Genomic DNA, 16,209 nt, shown 5'->3' with positions numbered 1-16,209 from the left:
GCTCCGCACGTCCCACTCCCGCGAAGGTCGCGCACCAGAAGCAATCCGCGGGCTCTCGGCCCCTCGTTCGCCCGCCACCGGGCGGCCGTCGCGGTCACCGTGACCGGGCCGGCGCCGTGAGTCGCGCGCTCGGTCACCACCACGTGCACCGCCCACAAGTGGTCCGCGCCCAGCCGGGGCAGCGTCCGGGCGGCCTCCCGCCGCAGCGCGCCGGGCGGTGGCGGCTCGAACACCAACGCCGGCCCCGGTGCGCTCATCCCGAGCCCGCACCGCTTCGGCCACCGTCGCGAACCCGCGGACCTGCTCGCCGGGCCAGAACAGCGTCAACGCCACCGAAACCGGGTGCGGCGGGACCACCAGGCACAGCCGGCCGCCTTCCACGCCGGCGCGGCCCGCGCCAGCGCCCGGCCGCAACTGCGCGCACCCGACCGAGAGGATCTCTCCCGCCGGAGGGCGGCGGACCCACGCCGGCGCGAGGACATGCGGCCGGCGCCGCGGTCCGCACGACGGCACCCGGCCCGTCACGTCCCAGCCAAGCACGCCGGCGGGCGGCCCGGAGCACCCGTGTCCACAGTGGACCATCACCGGACCACCGGGATCGGTGGTCCAGGCTACGAAAGGGCAGCGTCGGGGGCCGCCAGTACCCGCGCGGCCCGCCGGGTGTTGACCAGCCCCTGACCGCATACCTACGGTCCCATCACTCTGTCCGGCGGACGCGCGGCGGCCTGCCGCGCGATCTCCGCCCTTCCCTAGGAGGTGCCATGCTGTCGAGGCGTACCTTCGTCACCGCGGGCCTGGTGGCCGCGGCGAGCACCCCGCTGTGGTCCGCGCCGCGCGCCCGCGCCGCCGCGGCGTTGCCGTTGACGCTCAAGAACAATTCGGGCAGCGGCACCGTCTACGCCTACATCAGCGGCGCCGACTCCTCGGGCCGCCCCGGCTTCGTCACCGCCGACGGCCGGTTCCAGGCGCTGCCCAACCCGTCCGCGCCGGTGACGCCGATCCCCGACTACGCCATCCCGCTCGGGGGCTCGGGTTCGCAGCTCACGGTGACGCTGACCGACTACCTGATCGGCGGCCGCGTCTGGTTCTCGGTCGACAAGAAGATCCAGTTCTTCGTCAACCCGGGCCCCGGACTGGTGCAGCCGGGCTTCACCAGCTCGGACCCGAACTGGCAGACGAACTGGACGTTCTGCGAGTTCACCTACAACAGCGCGAACCTCTACGCCAACATCAGCTACGTCGACATGGTCGCGCTGCCGGTGTCGATGGCCACCACCGGCGCCGCGGGCTCGCAGTCGGTCAGCCCGCTGCCGAACGGCGCGCTCGGGAGCATCGCGGACGGGCTGCGCGCCCAGCACAACGCGGACGGCGCGCCGTGGGACCGGCTGGTCGTGACCGACGCGTCCGGCAAGGTGGTGCGGGTGCTCGCGCCGGGCCACTCCCCCGTCGACTTCGGCGGCTACTGGACCAACTACCTCAACGCCGTCTGGGACCACTACCGCACGACGCCGCTGACGATCAACGGCCAGGGCGGCATCGGTTCCTACACCGGGACGGTCAGCGGGGACGCGATCGTGTTCGGCGGCCTGAACACCAACGGCGTGCCGTTCACCAAGCCGAGCGCCATCGACATCTTCGGCTGCGCGAGCGGGCCGCTCTACAACTCGGGCGCGGACGCGCGCGGCGCCGTCGCCGCCCGGCTCGCCGCGGCGCTCAACCGCAGCAGCCTCCTGGTGGCCGGCGGCAACAACCAGCCCGACGGCGTCGCGCCCGCCAACTACTACAAGGACGCCACCACCAACCACTACGCCCGGCTGGTGCACCAGTACGCGACGATCGGCTACGCCTTCCCGTACGACGACGTGGGCCCGACCGGCGCCCAGCCCGTCGACGGCCACCTGCAGGACCCGGCACCGACGTCGTGGACGGTCTCGCTGGGCCCGGGCGCGGGCGGTGGCACAACCCCGCCCGCCGGTGGCGCCGTCAGCGCGTACTCGACGATCCAGGCGGAGGCCTACAACGCCCAGAGCGGCACGCAGAACGAGACCTGCGGCGACACGGGCGGCGGCGTCGACGTCGGCTGGATCGCGAACGGCGACTGGCTGAAGTACGCGCGCGTCGATTTCGGTTCGAGCTCACCGCACCAGTTCGTCGCCCGCCTCGCCTCCGGTGCGCCCGCGGGCGTCAGCGGCGCGATCAAGGCCCGGCTGGACAGCGTGACGGGCCCGGTGCTGGCCGAGATCGACTTCGCGGGCAACGGCGGCTGGCAGAACTGGCAGACCGTGCCGGCCAACGTCGTCGCCACGGCCACCGGCGTGCACGACCTGTACCTGACGTTCTCCGGCGGCGTGTCGGACTTCGTCAACATCAACTGGTTCACGTTCACCCGCTGACGCGGGGTCCGGCCACGGTCGCCGTGGCCGGACCCGGCGGTTCAGTCGAGGACGCCCTTGACCGCGTCCTTCACCTTCTCGCCCGCCTGCTTGAGGTTGGCCTTGCCCTGCTCGGCCCGGCCTTCGGCCTGCCACTGCTCGTTGTCCGTGGCGTTGCCGAGCGCTTCCTTGGCCTTGCCCTTGAGCTCTTCGGCCTTGTTCTCCAGCTTGTCGTTCACCGTTGCCTCCCACCGTCTGGCGTCGCGGGGTTGCTACCCAGCGACGCCGCGGCCGAATCCGTTTGAGACGCCGCTCACCGGGGTAATCAGCGCCGCGGCGGAGCACCCGACGCGTCCGCCGGAGACGGAGCAGCCCGTGGTCCCGCTAGGTGTCGCCCTCGGTGCGGGCGGGCTGGTCCTCGGGGCCGGCGTCCTCTTCCTCCTCGGTGTGCTGCTGGTCGTTTCCGGCCTGGTGCTGCGCCTGCTCGCGGCCGGCCCCGGCCCCGCCGCCTGACTCCCATCCATCGCCCGGCCGGCTCCGAATGCCGGTGACCGCGATCAGGGAGGTCCCGTGCTGCTCGACGTAGCCGCCGCTGTGCTGCCCGGCGTCCGCCGGGTCCGCGCGCAGAAGGAACCGTTCGCCCGGGCCTGGGCGGAAGCCGAACGGGCGGCCCTCGGTTCGGGCAAGCCGCTGTGGGCCGCCCTCGGCGACTCGATGACGCAGGGCATCGGCGCCGAAACGGTCACCGGCGGCTGGGTCCCGCGCCTGAACACCCGCCTCGGCGAGCCGTTCGCGGTGGTCAACCTGTCGGCCTCGGGCGCCCGCATCGCCGACGTCCTGGACACCCAGCTGCCCCGGCTGGCGGCGCTTCCGACACCGCCCGCCTTGGTGACGGTCCTGGTGGGCGCGAACGACATGCTGACCCGGCCCCGCCGCCGAGGCACCCCGGCCCGCTTCGCCGAACTCCTCGCCCGGCTCCCGGCGGGCCGTGCGGTGGTCGCGACGCTGCCACGGGGCAATGCGGAGGCCCGGGAGATCAACGCCCTCGTCGAAGCGGCGGCGACCCGCGGGCGGGTCCACCTGGCCGAGCTGCGCGGCCCGGCACTGGCGCCGTTGCGCGGCAGCCTCGCGCGCGACTGGTTCCACCCGAACGACGTCGGCTACGAGCGGATCGCGGGCATCTTCGAGCCCCCGGTGCGCGCCGCCGTGGGGCTGGGATGAGTCGTTCGGGACACCGCCCGTTCACTGGGCCACTTCCACCTCCAGCCCCATCAACCGGACCGTCCGCTTGCGGCGCAACCACCCGCGCGCCGGCACCGCGTCCGGCAGCTCGTCGAGAAACGCCCGCCGCTGCGCCGAAGTCGCCGTCCGCCAGCGCATCGCCAGCACCGGCCGGACCGGCGCGATGAACCCGCGCACCCGTTCGTGCGCACCCGCCAGCCGAGCCTCGTACTGCTGATCCGGCCGGTAAGCCAGCTGCAGGTCGATCAACGGGTCGGCGCCGCCCGCCCGGTGGCGGCAGCGGGAAAGCCGCCGGGCGAGCTCGTCGATCGCGACCTGCACCAGGCAGGGCATCTGGTCCTGCCAGCGGCCGAGCCACGGGGCGTGGACCGTCGCCGCGGTCATCTCGTCCGCGAGCACGATCAGGGCCCGGACCGCCGTGCCGGCGAGCTCGACGCGGATCCGCCGCCCGTTCGCGTCGACGAAGAAGTGCAGGACCCGGCCGGCCACGACGGCACCCGAGCGCAGCCCGACCCACTCCCCGACGGCGTCGGGCGAGGGGCAGGACGACACGAAGGTGAACGCGAGGTCGTCGCCGGCGAGGCTCATCGTCACCGGGAACAGGGAACCGAGGTCGTGCATGAACGCCGAGCCGATGACGAGTGCGGCGCGGGAGCCGCCTCCGGTCATCGCCGCCTCCTCCCGTGCGTGCGCGGGCTACACCTGCAGATCGGCTTCGATCCGTTTGAGGTAGTGGCGGGCCAGCGCCAGGTTCGCCCGCTCCCGGTCCAGCACCAGGTAGAGGAACAGCGAATTCCGCGAGGAGTTCATCAACCGGATCAGGTGGTACTGGCGGTGCAACGTGATCAGGATGTCCTCGATGGTGTCGTTGAGCGCCAGCGACGACATCACCCGCAGCTTCGACCGGACGACCTCGGTGTTCCCGGCGGCGGCGACGTCGAGGTCGAGCCACTCGCCGCCACCGCTGGTGCCGAGCGACATCCCGCTTTCGTAGTCGACGAGCGCGACGCCGACGGCGCCGGCGATGGACATGGCTTCTTTGAGGGCGGTGTCGATGTTCATCATCATGCTGCAACCTTTCCGTTGAATGGCTTCTCCGCTACGGGGCCAGGATCGTGCCGATGCGTTCGATGACCGGCCGGGCCTCGAACAGCAGGCGCCCGACGTTGAGGCCCTTGTCCCCCAGCACGACCATCAGCGCCAGCCGGCCCACGGCGTAGACGGCCATGTAGCCCTCGCTGCCGAACACGACGGTCTGGCTGAGCGTGCCCTTCCCCGTGAGTTCGGCCGCCTGGCGCGCGATACCCAGGTCGGCGGCGGCGAGCGCGGAGATCTTCGCCGGATCGAGGAGATCGTCCGCGTCGGCGATGATGGGTATCCCATCGACCGCGGCGAGCACCGTTCCGGTCACCCCGGCGACGTTTTCCCGGAGTTCGCGCAGCTGGGTGGCCAATGCTTCGAAATCCAAAACAGTTCTTTCTGGTTCATCAGCCATTCGGGTTTCTTCCGCCGAGCGACCCTACCGACATCGCTACTGCGCGCCAATACGCACGGCAACGCCCGCAGCACTACTACACGATCGAGTGAAACGGGGGTGGGTTCGTAACAGAATTGAGTAACCAACAGGAATGGTGGGTCATTGATCACCGGATTCGGGAAATGGATGTTCACCATTCCCGCACGGGCGCGTGAAATGCCGCGACGCGGTCCGCCGGGAAGGGCGGCCGATCACCGGCACGTCCGACCGGGGCCCGGCACTGCTGCCCTCCGACGGCGCGGGGCCGCACCCCCACCACCCTGCGCGACGAAGTTCGGACCCCTACAGCAGCCCGAAACCCAGCTCCCGGCCCCGCTCCCCGCAACTCCGCCCGCGCCTCCGGGTACGCGATCCGCTCCGGCCAGGACCGCAGCAGATCACCGGCGCCGACAGCCAAGGCCCAGCACTGCCGCCAACCGAAGGGGCACGGCCGCCACTCGCGCGACGCGGTCCAGCGGGAACGGCCGCCGATCACCGGCGCCCACGACCCGGGCTTCGGACCGGCAAAGCCGACAGGGGTGCGGCCGCACCCTGCGAAACGAACCCCCAAGCCCTACGACAGCCCGAAACCCAGCTCCCGACCCCGCTCCCGCAACTCCGCCCGCGCCTCCGGGTGCGCGACCCGCTCCACGATCTGCCGTGCCTGCTCGCCGGCGTCGTGCCCCCAGATCGCCGCCACCCCGTGCTCGCTCACGAAGAAGCTGTGCTGGAACGAAGTCACCGGCCCGGCCAGCCGCGGCACCACGGTCGACACGTCCGCCTTCGGGTGCCACGACGGGAGCGCGATGATCGCCCGGCCGGCCGGGGAATGCAGGGCGCCGACCACGAAGTCCGTCTGCCCGCCGAAGCCCGAGTAGATCGCGCCGCGTACCCGGCTCGCGTTGGCCTGCGCGTACAGGTCGACCTCGAGCGCGCTGTTCACCGACACCAGCCGGCGCTGGCGGGCGATCACCGCGGGGTCGTTCGTCTTCTCCGTGCGCAGCAACCGGACCCGCGGGTTGCGGTCGACCCACCGGTACAGCTCCGCGCTGCCGAACACGAACGACGCCGTCACGAGCTCGGCCGGGTCGAGGGCGCCGGCGCGGTCGAGGGCGAGCACGCCGTCGCTGAACATCTCCGACCACACCGCCAGCCCGCGGCGGCCGGTGAGCGCGGCGAGCGTCGCGTCCGGGATGCCGCCGATGCCCAGCTGCAGCGTCGCGCCGTCGGCGACCAGCCCGGCCACCCGCTCGCCGATCTCCCGTGCGGTCGAGCCCAGCGGACGCGGCACGGGCGAGCGGAGCGGCTCCTCGGCTTCGAGCGCGTAGTCGATTTCGTCGACCGGCACCAGCCCGTCGCCGTGCGTGAACGGCATGTGCGGGTTCACCTGCGCGACCACGAGACCCCCGCGGGCGCGGGCGGCCTCGATCGCCGCGGGCAGGATGTTGACCTCGGTGCCCAGCGACACCACCCCGTCCACCGGCACCGACGTGTGCACCAGCACGACGTCCGGCGGCAGCGCCTGCTTGAGCAGCTGCGGCACCAGCGACAGCCGCGACGGGAAGTACCGCAGCCCGGCCCGCCCGCGCATCCCCGGCCCCACGAACGGGGTTTCGAGCAGCACCCCCGGCCGGTCCGGCAGGCCGTCCTGGGCGTTCAGCGCGAACAGCCGGTACTCCGCCAGCGCCGCGTCGAGGACGCCCAGCGCCCGCGACGGCGTCGCGAAGTTCCCGCTGACGACGACCCGCGGCACCGGCGCCGCCACCCCCGCCAGCACCGCACCCAGCTGCTCTTCCGAGAGAACGCGCATGCCGCCATCCGATCATGGTCCGGGCCTCAGCCCGGCATCGGCACCGCCTTCTCCGCCGCGCGGCTCACCCCCTCCCAGCCCGCCCAGGTGGCCATCCGCTGCCGCGAGAGGTCGAACGCGAGGTCGTAGACCATGCTGCCCAGCAGCAGCCGCAACGGCGGGTCGTCGCTCTCGACGAGCTTCAGCACGGCTTCGGCGGCCAGCCGCGGTTCGCTGTCGATCGAGCCCTCCGCCCACTGCTTCGCCAGCTCCTCCCGCAGCCCGTCGTACCGCGGTTCCGGCGTCGTGGCCGTGCTGCCGGCGTAGAGGCCGGTCCAGTAGCCGCCGGGCTGGACGATGGTGACCTTGACGCCGAACCCGGCGACCTCGGCGGCCAGCGCCTCGCTCATCCCTTCCAGCGCGAACTTGCTCGCGCTGTAGAGGCCCGTGCTGGGGAAGCCGCCGAGCGCGCCGATGCTCGAGATCTGCAGGAGGTGCCCGCTCCCCTGCGCCCGCAGGTGCGGCACGACGGCCTGGCTCACCCAGAGCGCCCCGAAGAAGTTGACGTCCAGCTGCGCACGGGCCTGGTCCTCGCTGAACTCCTCGACCATCCCGGTGTACAGCGCGCCGGCGTTGTTGACCACGACGTCGAGCCGCCCGAAGTGCGCGGCGGCGCGCTCGACGGCGGCGAATACCGCCGCCCGGTCGGTGACGTCGAGCGGGAACGCGAGCAGCCGGTCCGGGTGCGCGGACGCGGTTTCCGCCAGCGGCGAGACGTCGCGGGCCACGCCGGCCACCCGGTCACCGGCGGCGAGTGCTGCTTCGGTGAAGGCTCGCCCGAGCCCCCGGCCGGCCCCGGTCACGAACCAGACGCGTGCGGTTTCCATCGTGCCCTCCTCTCGCGAGACGAACCGTCTCGTCTCACTGACCACGAGAGTGCCACCCTGCCACGGCTCTCGTCAAGACGGTCCGTCTCGTCTTGCCGGGTGCTAGCTTGGGCGCGTGCCCGGCTCACCCGACCCCAGCCGCCGCAGTGAAACCGCGCGGCGCGCCATCCTCGCCGCCGCGCTGGACCTCGCCGGGAAGCTGGGCTACGCGAAACTCAGCATCGAAGGCATCGCCCAGGCCGCCGGCGTCGGCAAGCAGACGATCTACCGCTGGTGGCCGTCGAAGGGCGCGCTGCTGTTCGACGCCTTCCTGACGCTCGCGGGCGAAGGCGAGGACGCGGCCCTGCCCGACACCGGCGACCTGGCCGCCGACCTGAAACTGGTCCTGCGCGCCACGATCACCGAGCTCGGCGACCCGCGCTACGACCTCCCGATGCGCGCCCTGTACACCGAAATCGTCCACGACCCGGCCCTGGCGGCGGACTACGCGAAGCGGCTGGACGGCCCGATGCGCGACCTGAAGAAGGCCCGGCTCCGCCGTGCCCAGGAAGCGGGCGAACTGGCCGCGGACCTCGATCTCGACGTGGCCGTCGACCTGCTGTGGGGCCCGCTGCTCAACCGCTGGCTCCAGCGCACCGGCCCGCTGACCCCCGAATACACCGATCGGCTGGTGGACACCGCTTTGCGCGGCCTCCGCTAACGCGTCCGGAACCCGCCCGGCGCGACCCCGAACTGCCGCTTGAACGCGTGCGAGAACGCGAACGGCGACCCGTACCCGACCTTCGCGGCGATCGACGGCAGCGACAGCTCGGTGTCCTGCAGCAGGCGGGCCGCCGTCGTCAGGCGCCACCACGTCAGGTAGGCCATCGGCGGCTGCCCGGTCAGCGCCGTGAACCGGCGCCCGAGCGTGGCGCGGGACAGCCCGACGCGGGCGGCCAGGTCTTCGGTCCGCCACGGGGCCGCCGGTTCCGCGTGCAGCGCTTCCAGCGCGGCGGCGATCTCGGGGTCGCGCAAGGCCTGCGGCCAGCCCCCGTCCGGGCGCCCGGCCAGCCAGGCCCGGACGAGGTAGACGAGCAGCAGGTCCAGCAGCCCGGTCAGGACCGCGGCCGAACCCGGGCGCCGCTCGGTGACCTCGGCGCCGAGCAGGTCGATCGCCGCGCGCAGTTCGGGGTGGCGGCCGGGCTCGGCGGGCAGGTGGACGACTTCCGGCAGGCTCGCGAGCACGGGGTGGCGCCGCCCGCGGGCCAGCCGGTACTTGCCGCACAGGAACTCCGTCCGGCCGCCCGGTTCGTCGACGGCCGTCTCGAACGGCACCGCGCCGGCCGCGTCCGGGGTCGCCGACAGCGTGTGCGGGCTCCCGTGCGGGACCAGCACCGCGTCGCCGGCCCCGAGCGGCACGGGCGGCCCGCCGGCCGGGACGAGCCAGCCGCTGCCGCGCAGCAGCACGTGGAACCCGGCGCCGTCGTAGGGCGCGAAGCGGTAGCACCACGCCGCGCCGGCGCTGAGCCGGTTCGACGTCGGCTGCCCGATCCGCACGGCGGCGATGGCGTCACTGAGGAGGTCCACCCGCGTCAGTGTAGAGCCGATCGCGCATCGAATCGAGTCGTTCGAGCATTGGAACGCTCACCGCAGCGTCCTAACGTCGTGTCATGCACATCGGTGAAGTCGAAGTCGTGAAAGTCGTCGAGTGGGCGGGTGAGATCGCGCCGGCGCGGACCATCGTCCCCAGCCCGCCCGAACTGTGGACGGACAACGCCGGCTGGCTCGCGCCGGACCACTGGAACCCGGCGACCGGCGGTTACCGCGGCGCGGTCCAGACGTGGGTGCTGCGCAGCGAGGGCCGCGTGATCCTGGTCGACACCGGCGTCGGCAACGGCCGGGACCGCCCGCAGATCCCGCTGTTCGACCACCTGGCGACGCCGTTCCTCGACCGCCTCGCCGAAGCCGGCGTCCGGCCCGAGGACGTCGACGTCGTCGTCAACACGCACATCCACTACGACCACGTCGGCTGGAACACGGAGCGGCGCGACGGCGAGTGGGTGCCGGCGTTCCCGCGGGCGACCTACCTGATCCCCCGCCCGGACCAGGTGTACTTCGACCCGCGCAACGCCCACCGCCGTCCGGTGCCGCGCACCGCGAACGACCAGGTGCGCCGGGAAGGCAGCATGCTCGTCTACGCCGACAGCGTCGCGCCCGTGCTCGGCCGCGCGCAACTGTGGGAGGGCAGCCACCGCATCGACCGGAACCTCACCCTGGAAGCCGCGCCCGGCCACACGCCCGGGTCGTCGGTGCTGCGCGTCGCGTCCGGCACGGACCGCGCGGTGTTCGTCGGCGACCTGCTGCACAGCCCGGTGCAGATCCTCGAACCGGAGCACAGCAGCTGCTTCTGCGAGGACCCGCGCCAGGCCGCCGTCACCCGGCGGGGCATCCTCGAACGCGCGGCCGACGCCGGCGAACTCGTCGTCCCGGCGCACTTCGCGGGCCCGGGCGCGACCGAGGTCCGCCGCGACGGCGGCCGGTTCGCGATCCGCCGCTGGGCGGGGTGAATCCTTTCGGCGGGCCGGGCCCTCTCATGGGTGTCGTCGTCGAACCGGGAGGGAGCGCCGGATGGGGTGGGTCAGCGAGCAGCTCGTCGAAGCCGCGCAAGGAGGGGACCTCGAGTCGCTCACCGCGGTGGTGCACGGGGCGCACCCGCACGTGCGGCGCTTCGCCGACCACCTCTGCGCGTCGCCGCAGGACGCCGAGGACGCGGCCCAGGAGGCGCTGATCGTCCTCTACCGCAAGATCGGCTCCCTGCGCGCGACGGCGGCGCTCGCCTCCTGGATGTTCCGGATCGTCCGGAACGAGTGCCTGCGCCGCACCCGGCGGCTCCCGGACACCGGCGCCGAGCCCGACCCCGGGCTCGCGGACTCGGCCGAGGACGAAGCGCTCAAGCGGCTCGAAGCCGAGCGCGTCGCACGGGCGATCCAGGCGCTGCCCGACGTCCAGCGGCGGGTGCTGGTGCTGCGCGACGTCCTGGGCCACCCGGGACGGGCGGTCGCCGACTCGCTCGGCCTCAGCACGGCGGCGATGAAGTCCCACCTGCACCGGGCGCGGACCGCGGTCCGCGCCCGGTTGTGACCCGAAAGGACACTCCGTGCTCGAACCCGGAACACCCGTCCCGCACCTGGAGCTGGAAGACACGGCGGGGCGCCGCGTCGACCTCGGCGGCCACGCGGTGCTGCTCTACTTCATGCGCTCGACGACCTGCCCGGTCTGCCGTCGGCACGTCCGCGACCTCGCCGAGAACGCGGAGACCCTGGCGGCCGACGGCGTCCGCGTCCTCATCGCCGTCCCCGAAGACCGCGAGACGGCGGCCGCGTGGCGGGCGAAGCAGGACATCCCGTTCCCGGTCGTCACCGGCCGCGGCGCCCACGAGTCGGTCGGCCTGGGCCGGGCGGTCTTCGGCGCGCTGCAGCGCTCGGGCAGCGTGCTCGTCGACGCGGACGGCGTCGTCCGCCACGCCCACGGCGCCACCCTGCCGACGGGCAGCTACGACAAGCAGGGCATCACGGCGGCCGTCGCGGCGCTGCGCACCCCGGCTTAGCGCAGCGGCTCGAGGGCCTTCGCCAGCGGCTCCAGCACCGCCGGGGTGTGCGGCGGCGGCAGGTACACGATCGCCAGGTCCAGCCCTGCCTCGCCGAGCGCCTCCGCCTCGGCGGCGACCTTCGCGTAGTCGCCGTCGGGGCCGAGCCGGACGTGCGAAGACAGCGTGATCTCGCCCGGGTCGCGCCCGATGTCCGCGCAGTGGGCGTGCAGCACGTCACGCTTGTGGGCGAATTCTTCGGGCGTCCCGCCGACGAAGTTCCAGTGCTGGGCGTACTTCGCGGTCGTGCGCAGGGTGCGCTTCTCGCCGCTGCCGCCGATGCAGATCGGCGGGTGCGGCGTCTGCACGGCCTTCGGCTCGCAGCGGGCGTCGGTGAGCTGGTAGTGCTCGCCCTGGAACGTCGTGGTCTCCTGCGTCAGCAGCCCGACGAGGACCTCGCACGCCTCCTCGAACCGGTCGCTGCGCTCCTTGACCGTGCCGAGCTGCATGCCGTACGCGCCGGACTCCTCTTCGTTCCAGCCCGCGCCGATGCCGATCTCGAGCCGGCCGCCGGAGACGATGTCGAGCGTGGCGGCCATGTTCGCCAGCAGCGCGGGGTGGCGGTAGTGGATGCCGCTGACCAGCGTGCCCACCCGGAGCCGCTTCGTGGCCTGCGCGAGCGCGGTGAGCGTCACCCAGCCCTCCAGGCACGGCCCGGAGGAGTCGGAGAAGATCGGGTAGAAGTGGTCGAACGTCCAGCCGGATTCGAACAGCTCGATCTCGTCGGCGGCCTGCCACACGGCGAGCATGTCCGCCCATTCGGTGTTCTGGGGCGAAGTCTTGATGGCGAATCGCATGATCTTCATCGTAAGCCTGGAGCTCCTCCAGCACGGTCGGAGTTTTTGTCGGTGGCCCCCGGTAACGTCCTCCCCGTGAACGCTCAGGAACGCATCCAGGAACTCGCCGACCGCATCGTGGTGCTGCGTGACGCCTACTACCGGGGTTCGCCGCTGGTGGCGGACGCGGAGTACGACGCGGTCGAGGACGAGCTCCGGAGCCTGATCGGGGCGAACCCGGAGCTCGCGCCCGACCCGAACCCGCTCGACCAGGTGGGCGCGCCGGCGGTGCTGCACGCGCCGATCCGGCACTCGCGCCCGATGCTGTCGCTGGAGAAGGCGACCAAGCCCGAGCAGGTCGCCGCGTTCTTCGACCGCTTCCCCGGCCAGCCGGTGGTGGTCATGCCGAAGCTGGACGGCCTTTCGCTGGCCGTCGTGTACGAGAACGGCAGGCTGGCGCGCGCGGTCACCCGCGGCGACGGCACGACGGGTGACGACGTCACGGTGCTGGTGCGCGCGCTGACCGACGGCATTCCCGATCGGGTGGACGCGCCGGGCCGCGTCGAAGTCCGCGGCGAGGCCGTCATGCTGCGGTCGACGTTCGCGGCCTACAACACCGCGCACCCGGACAAGCCACTGATCAACCCGCGCAACGCCGCGGCGGGCACGCTGCGCGCCAAGGATCCCGCCACGGTCGCCGAGCGGCGGCTGCGGTTCTTCGCGTTCGACCTGCACACCGACCCCGACAGCGCGGCCACCGACCTCGGGAGCGCGCTGGCGGCGCTCGGGTTCACGGCCGCCGACATGCGGCACTGCGCCGACGCCGAAGCCGCGCAGGCCGCGATCACCACCATCGAACAGCAGCGCAACGAACTGGACTACGACCTCGACGGCGCCGTGCTGCGGCTCGCCGACCGCGATGCGTACGCGGCGGCCGGCACCCGGTCGAGCTCGCCGCGTGGCGCGCTGGCGTTCAAGTTCGCCGCCGAGGAGAAGACCACCGTGCTGGCCGACGTGGTCTGGGACGTCGGCAAGACCGGCAAGATCGCCCCGGTGGCGTGGCTGGAGCCGGTGTTCGTGGGCGGCACTACGGTCACGCGCGCCACGCTGGCGAACCAGGAGGTGATCCGCGCCCGCGGCATCAAGATCGGCGACACCGTGCTGGTGCGCCGCGCGGGTGACGTAATCCCGTTCGTCGCCGGCGTGCTCGACGCCTCGAAGCGCACGGGCGCCGAGCGGGAGATCGTCCCGCCGGACGCGTGCCCGTCGTGCGGGCAGCCGCTGACCGAGCAGGGCAACAGCCGCGAACTGTTCTGCACCAACGTTTCCTGCCCGGCGCAGACGGTGCGCCGGCTGATCCACTGGGCGTCGCGCGCGGCGGCGGACATCGACGCCATCGGCGGGGTGTGGATCGAACGCCTGGCGGAGGCGGGGATCCTGGAGCACCCGTCGGACTTCTACGGGCTGACGAAGGAAAGGCTCCTGGAGTTCGACCGCGTCGGCGAGGTCTCGGCCACGCGGATGGTCGAGTCGATCGACGCGAGCCGCGCGGTCGGCCTCCGCCGCGCGCTGATCGGCCTGGCGATCCCGATGGCGTCCGAGGGCACGGCGGCCCGCCTGTGCCGCGCCGGCTTCGCGTCGCTGGAAGCAGTCGCCGAAGCGGGCGAGGAAGGGCTCGTGGCGGTGGAGGACATCGGCCCGAAGGTCGCGGCCTCGCTGATCGAGCACCTCACCCGCCTGCGCCCCGAACTCGAGCGCCTGCGGAAGGCCGGCGTCTCCCTGGACGTCCGCGAAGAGGACCTGCCCCCGGTCGTCGCGGCCGGCGCGCCCCTGGCGGGCAAGACGGTGGTGGTGACGGGTTCGATCAGCGACCCGCGCTCGGGCGAGAAGGTGCCCCGCCCGACGTTCCAGCGCCTGTGCGAAAAGGCAGGCGCCACCACGGCTTCCTCGGTTTCGGCGAGCACGGACTTCCTCATCACGGGCGCCGACGTCGGAGCGAGCAAGCTGACCAAGGCCGAAAAGCTCGGTGTCGAGGTCGTCGACCAGAGCACGATCTGGACCCAGCTGATCGAGGCGGGCATCGTGTAGCCGGGGGTGGTCACCCAGTCGTGGCGGGCGTGCCGGGACGACACTGAGCGGGTACATCGCCGCGTCCGGGAGGAACCCACGATGACGACCGACCCGCTGTTCGCCCGCCAGCTAGCCGTCCACACGTTGCTGATCGCCCGCGGCTGGCACCTGGCAGGCGGCCGCGACCCGGGCCACGACCCCTTCGCCGACGACCCCACAGCAGGCTGGCACTACCCCGCCAGCTTCGGCGGCCGCCAGATGAACGAGGTGGCGACGACAACCCCGGTCCGTCTCCAGAGCTACTTCACGTTCGACGGCAGAGCCAACGAAACGTTCGCCCTGGTCCCGGCGGGCAACCTCCACACCAACGGCTGCCCCACCCACGACACGGCGGAGCAGTTCGTCCCCTTCACCCCTGCCGGAGAGGCCGACCTGGACCGCATCGCGGCGCTGCTCGACGAACTGGAACCGCAGGCGGAATCCCTCGACCCCCGAGCAGCAATCGAATGCCTGTACTTCGGCCCCTGCGCCCACTGACCCGGCCCCGGCAGGCCACCAGGTGCGGGCTCGCCTGAACCAATTCCAGGCGCTCGCCGAGCGGACGGTTCAGCGGCCGCTTGCCTCCTCACCGGTGGCGAGCTGGTCGTGCGGTCGACCCCAGTCCGCCTCGGAGGCTCCCTCGTGAAGGCACATGCGTGCGACCTTGGTGAACGCAACTCGGACTGTGGCTGCACCCGAATCCGGGACAGCCGCTCCGTCATGGCCTTGGATCAGCCAGTGCGCTGCCCAAAGTGGAACGCGCTCGGCCGGAACGATGCCGAGCGCCACCCAAGCGGCGACCAGCTCCGGGGTCGGGATCTCGCCTGAGCCAGGCATGGGCATGCAGGACCTCACGCTGTTGATCGACATTTCGATGTGGCGAAACCGTAGCCGAACGAACTCATGCAGCACTCACTCGTCACTATCGCGCTAGCGCTCGGGCGAATCGGATGACAAGGACAGCTGTCCAGGATTTCGACAACCACAGCAAAACAGGCGAACGCGCGTCCGTCACGGCGAAGCGCCGCGATCGTCGGCCGCACCGACCACGCCGGTCCAGGTCGAAGTCCCGGCGGCATCACCAACGTCGTCTGCGACAACACCATGCGCCGTTCGGGTGGCCACGATCCAGACCGCTAAACCGGACGTCACCCAGCGCGTGTCCTCGATGCGGCCGCAGTCGGAGTCGCATACGCGACGAACCGGAAGTCGGGTTCGTACCGAGGGAGGAATCGGAAATGACAGTTTCCTGGAAACGCTGCATCGTGGGCTTGGCCGCTGCGGCGGCAAGCGCGTCGGCACTGCTGGCCACAGCCGCTCCGGCCGGGGCGGCGACGCCCGGCGCCGCACCGGGCGGGATCCAGGTCGAGGCGGTCGACAGTGCCACGCCGGTGACGGTGGCGGACCTCGTCAGCGCCCACCCGGAGAGCGTCGCCTCGACCCTCTACTGCGCCGTGCGGGACAACACCTTCGGCTGCCAGCAGGGCACGCCGGGCGACGGGCTGGTGGTCAGCATCCTGTACTACGACGCGAACTTCACCGGCTCGCAGGTCGTCATCTTCAACCCGGCCTACCAGGTCGGCTGCTCGTCGGGAACGAGCGACAACGAGGGCGGCGCGAACCTCGGGACCGCGGCCAACCAGATCAGCTCGGCGCGGACCTACCACTCCTGTGACGTCAAGCTGTTCGACGGGAACAACGCGACCGGCACGGCCACCGGCTGGCTGGACGCGCCCGGCAGCCTGGGGTCGATGAACGACCGCGCCAACTCCTTCAAGATCTCCTGATCGGCGCCACCGCCGAACAGCAGAGGTGACCGCCGTGGGGCGGGACGTACCTGGTCGAGGGCGTCGGCGAGGACTTCTGGCCGGACACCTACGACCGGAACATCGC

At 72.3% G+C, this 16,209-nt stretch carries 18 protein-coding genes; 10 read left to right on the top strand and 8 right to left on the bottom strand.

What is annotated here, in order from left to right; all coding sequences use genetic code 11:
• The first annotated feature begins 761 nt into the window (after window positions 1-761).
• Window positions 762-2,393 (top strand): beta-1,3-glucanase family protein, encoded by a 1,632-nt coding sequence (locus AB0B33_RS39590; protein WP_360781685.1) that lies wholly within the window; start codon window positions 762-764, stop codon window positions 2,391-2,393.
• A 41-nt stretch (window positions 2,394-2,434) separates the two neighbouring features.
• Here AB0B33_RS39590 and AB0B33_RS39585 read toward each other — a convergent pair whose 3' ends face one another.
• A complete protein-coding gene (locus tag AB0B33_RS39585) occupies window positions 2,435-2,611 on the bottom strand; it encodes a CsbD family protein (protein ID WP_247024481.1) in 177 nt (58 codons plus the stop codon).
• 136 nt (window positions 2,612-2,747) lie between these two features.
• Between AB0B33_RS39585 and AB0B33_RS39580 the strand changes: the two genes are divergently transcribed.
• Window positions 2,748-2,885, top strand: coding sequence for a hypothetical protein (locus AB0B33_RS39580; RefSeq protein WP_247024482.1), 138 nt, complete (start codon window positions 2,748-2,750; stop codon window positions 2,883-2,885).
• Between the two features lie 57 nt (window positions 2,886-2,942).
• Window positions 2,943-3,593, top strand: a complete 651-nt coding sequence (locus AB0B33_RS39575; protein ID WP_360781683.1) for an SGNH/GDSL hydrolase family protein — start codon at window positions 2,943-2,945, stop codon at window positions 3,591-3,593.
• A gap of 21 nt (window positions 3,594-3,614) precedes the next feature.
• Here AB0B33_RS39575 and AB0B33_RS39570 read toward each other — a convergent pair whose 3' ends face one another.
• From AB0B33_RS39570 to AB0B33_RS39550, 5 genes are all read right to left on the bottom strand, one after another.
• Window positions 3,615-4,283, bottom strand: coding sequence for an ABC transporter substrate-binding protein (locus AB0B33_RS39570; RefSeq protein ID WP_247024484.1), 669 nt, complete (start codon window positions 4,281-4,283; stop codon window positions 3,615-3,617).
• Window positions 4,284-4,310: 27 nt separating this feature from the next.
• A complete protein-coding gene (locus AB0B33_RS39565) occupies window positions 4,311-4,676 on the bottom strand; it encodes a hypothetical protein (RefSeq protein ID WP_247025177.1) in 366 nt (121 codons plus the stop codon).
• A gap of 37 nt (window positions 4,677-4,713) precedes the next feature.
• Complete coding sequence (locus tag AB0B33_RS39560) at window positions 4,714-5,082, bottom strand: roadblock/LC7 domain-containing protein (protein ID WP_247024485.1); 369 nt, start codon at window positions 5,080-5,082, stop codon at window positions 4,714-4,716.
• 622 nt (window positions 5,083-5,704) lie between these two features.
• Window positions 5,705-6,940 (bottom strand): acetyl-CoA hydrolase/transferase C-terminal domain-containing protein, encoded by a 1,236-nt coding sequence (locus AB0B33_RS39555; protein WP_360781681.1) that lies wholly within the window; start codon window positions 6,938-6,940, stop codon window positions 5,705-5,707.
• A gap of 26 nt (window positions 6,941-6,966) precedes the next feature.
• Entirely contained in the window at window positions 6,967-7,806 is an 840-nt protein-coding gene (locus AB0B33_RS39550) for an SDR family oxidoreductase (protein WP_360781679.1), read from the bottom strand.
• A gap of 115 nt (window positions 7,807-7,921) precedes the next feature.
• Here AB0B33_RS39550 and AB0B33_RS39545 point away from each other — a divergent pair, with 115 nt between their 5' ends.
• Complete coding sequence (locus AB0B33_RS39545; protein ID WP_360781677.1) at window positions 7,922-8,506, top strand: TetR/AcrR family transcriptional regulator; 585 nt, start codon at window positions 7,922-7,924, stop codon at window positions 8,504-8,506.
• On the opposite strand, the gene AB0B33_RS39540 is transcribed toward AB0B33_RS39545, so the two are convergent.
• Window positions 8,503-9,372 carry an AraC family transcriptional regulator gene (locus AB0B33_RS39540; RefSeq protein WP_360781676.1) on the bottom strand — a complete coding sequence of 290 codons (870 nt, stop codon included), beginning with the start codon at window positions 9,370-9,372 and terminating at the stop codon, window positions 8,503-8,505. The two genes, AB0B33_RS39545 and AB0B33_RS39540, sit on opposite strands and share 4 nt — an antisense overlap.
• Before the next feature lie 83 nt (window positions 9,373-9,455).
• Here AB0B33_RS39540 and AB0B33_RS39535 point away from each other — a divergent pair, with 83 nt between their 5' ends.
• The 3 genes from AB0B33_RS39535 to AB0B33_RS39525 all read left to right on the top strand — a co-directional run bounded on the left by AB0B33_RS39535 (window position 9,456) and on the right by AB0B33_RS39525 (window position 11,392).
• Complete coding sequence (locus AB0B33_RS39535; RefSeq protein WP_360781674.1) at window positions 9,456-10,352, top strand: MBL fold metallo-hydrolase; 897 nt, start codon at window positions 9,456-9,458, stop codon at window positions 10,350-10,352.
• Window positions 10,353-10,413: 61 nt separating this feature from the next.
• Window positions 10,414-10,926: a sigma-70 family RNA polymerase sigma factor gene (locus AB0B33_RS39530; RefSeq protein ID WP_360781672.1), complete on the top strand. Its 513-nt coding sequence runs from the start codon at window positions 10,414-10,416 to the stop codon at window positions 10,924-10,926.
• A 16-nt stretch (window positions 10,927-10,942) separates the two neighbouring features.
• Window positions 10,943-11,392 carry a peroxiredoxin family protein gene (locus AB0B33_RS39525; protein ID WP_360781671.1) on the top strand — a complete coding sequence of 150 codons (450 nt, stop codon included), beginning with the start codon at window positions 10,943-10,945 and terminating at the stop codon, window positions 11,390-11,392.
• Here AB0B33_RS39525 and AB0B33_RS39520 read toward each other — a convergent pair.
• A complete protein-coding gene (locus AB0B33_RS39520; RefSeq protein ID WP_360781669.1) occupies window positions 11,389-12,228 on the bottom strand; it encodes an LLM class F420-dependent oxidoreductase in 840 nt (279 codons plus the stop codon). The genes AB0B33_RS39525 and AB0B33_RS39520 overlap by 4 nt on opposite strands.
• Before the next feature lie 75 nt (window positions 12,229-12,303).
• Between AB0B33_RS39520 and ligA the strand changes: the two genes are divergently transcribed.
• From ligA to AB0B33_RS39505, 3 genes are all read left to right on the top strand, one after another.
• The gene (gene ligA / locus AB0B33_RS39515) at window positions 12,304-14,295 is read left to right on the top strand and encodes an NAD-dependent DNA ligase LigA (RefSeq protein ID WP_360781667.1); all 1,992 of its coding nucleotides are present in this window, start codon (window positions 12,304-12,306) and stop codon (window positions 14,293-14,295) included.
• Window positions 14,296-14,376: 81 nt separating this feature from the next.
• A complete protein-coding gene (locus AB0B33_RS39510) occupies window positions 14,377-14,814 on the top strand; it encodes a hypothetical protein (RefSeq protein ID WP_247024495.1) in 438 nt (145 codons plus the stop codon).
• 740 nt (window positions 14,815-15,554) lie between these two features.
• Window positions 15,555-16,103, top strand: coding sequence for a hypothetical protein (locus AB0B33_RS39505; RefSeq protein ID WP_360781665.1), 549 nt, complete (start codon window positions 15,555-15,557; stop codon window positions 16,101-16,103).
• Window positions 16,104-16,209 lie beyond the last annotated feature (106 nt).

It is taken from the genome of Amycolatopsis sp. NPDC049159, from assembly GCF_040648295.1.
In the GTDB taxonomy this organism is placed as follows: Bacteria; Actinomycetota; Actinomycetes; order Mycobacteriales; family Pseudonocardiaceae; genus Amycolatopsis; species Amycolatopsis pretoriensis_A.
This window is presented reverse-complemented; position numbering and strand designations above follow the sequence as displayed.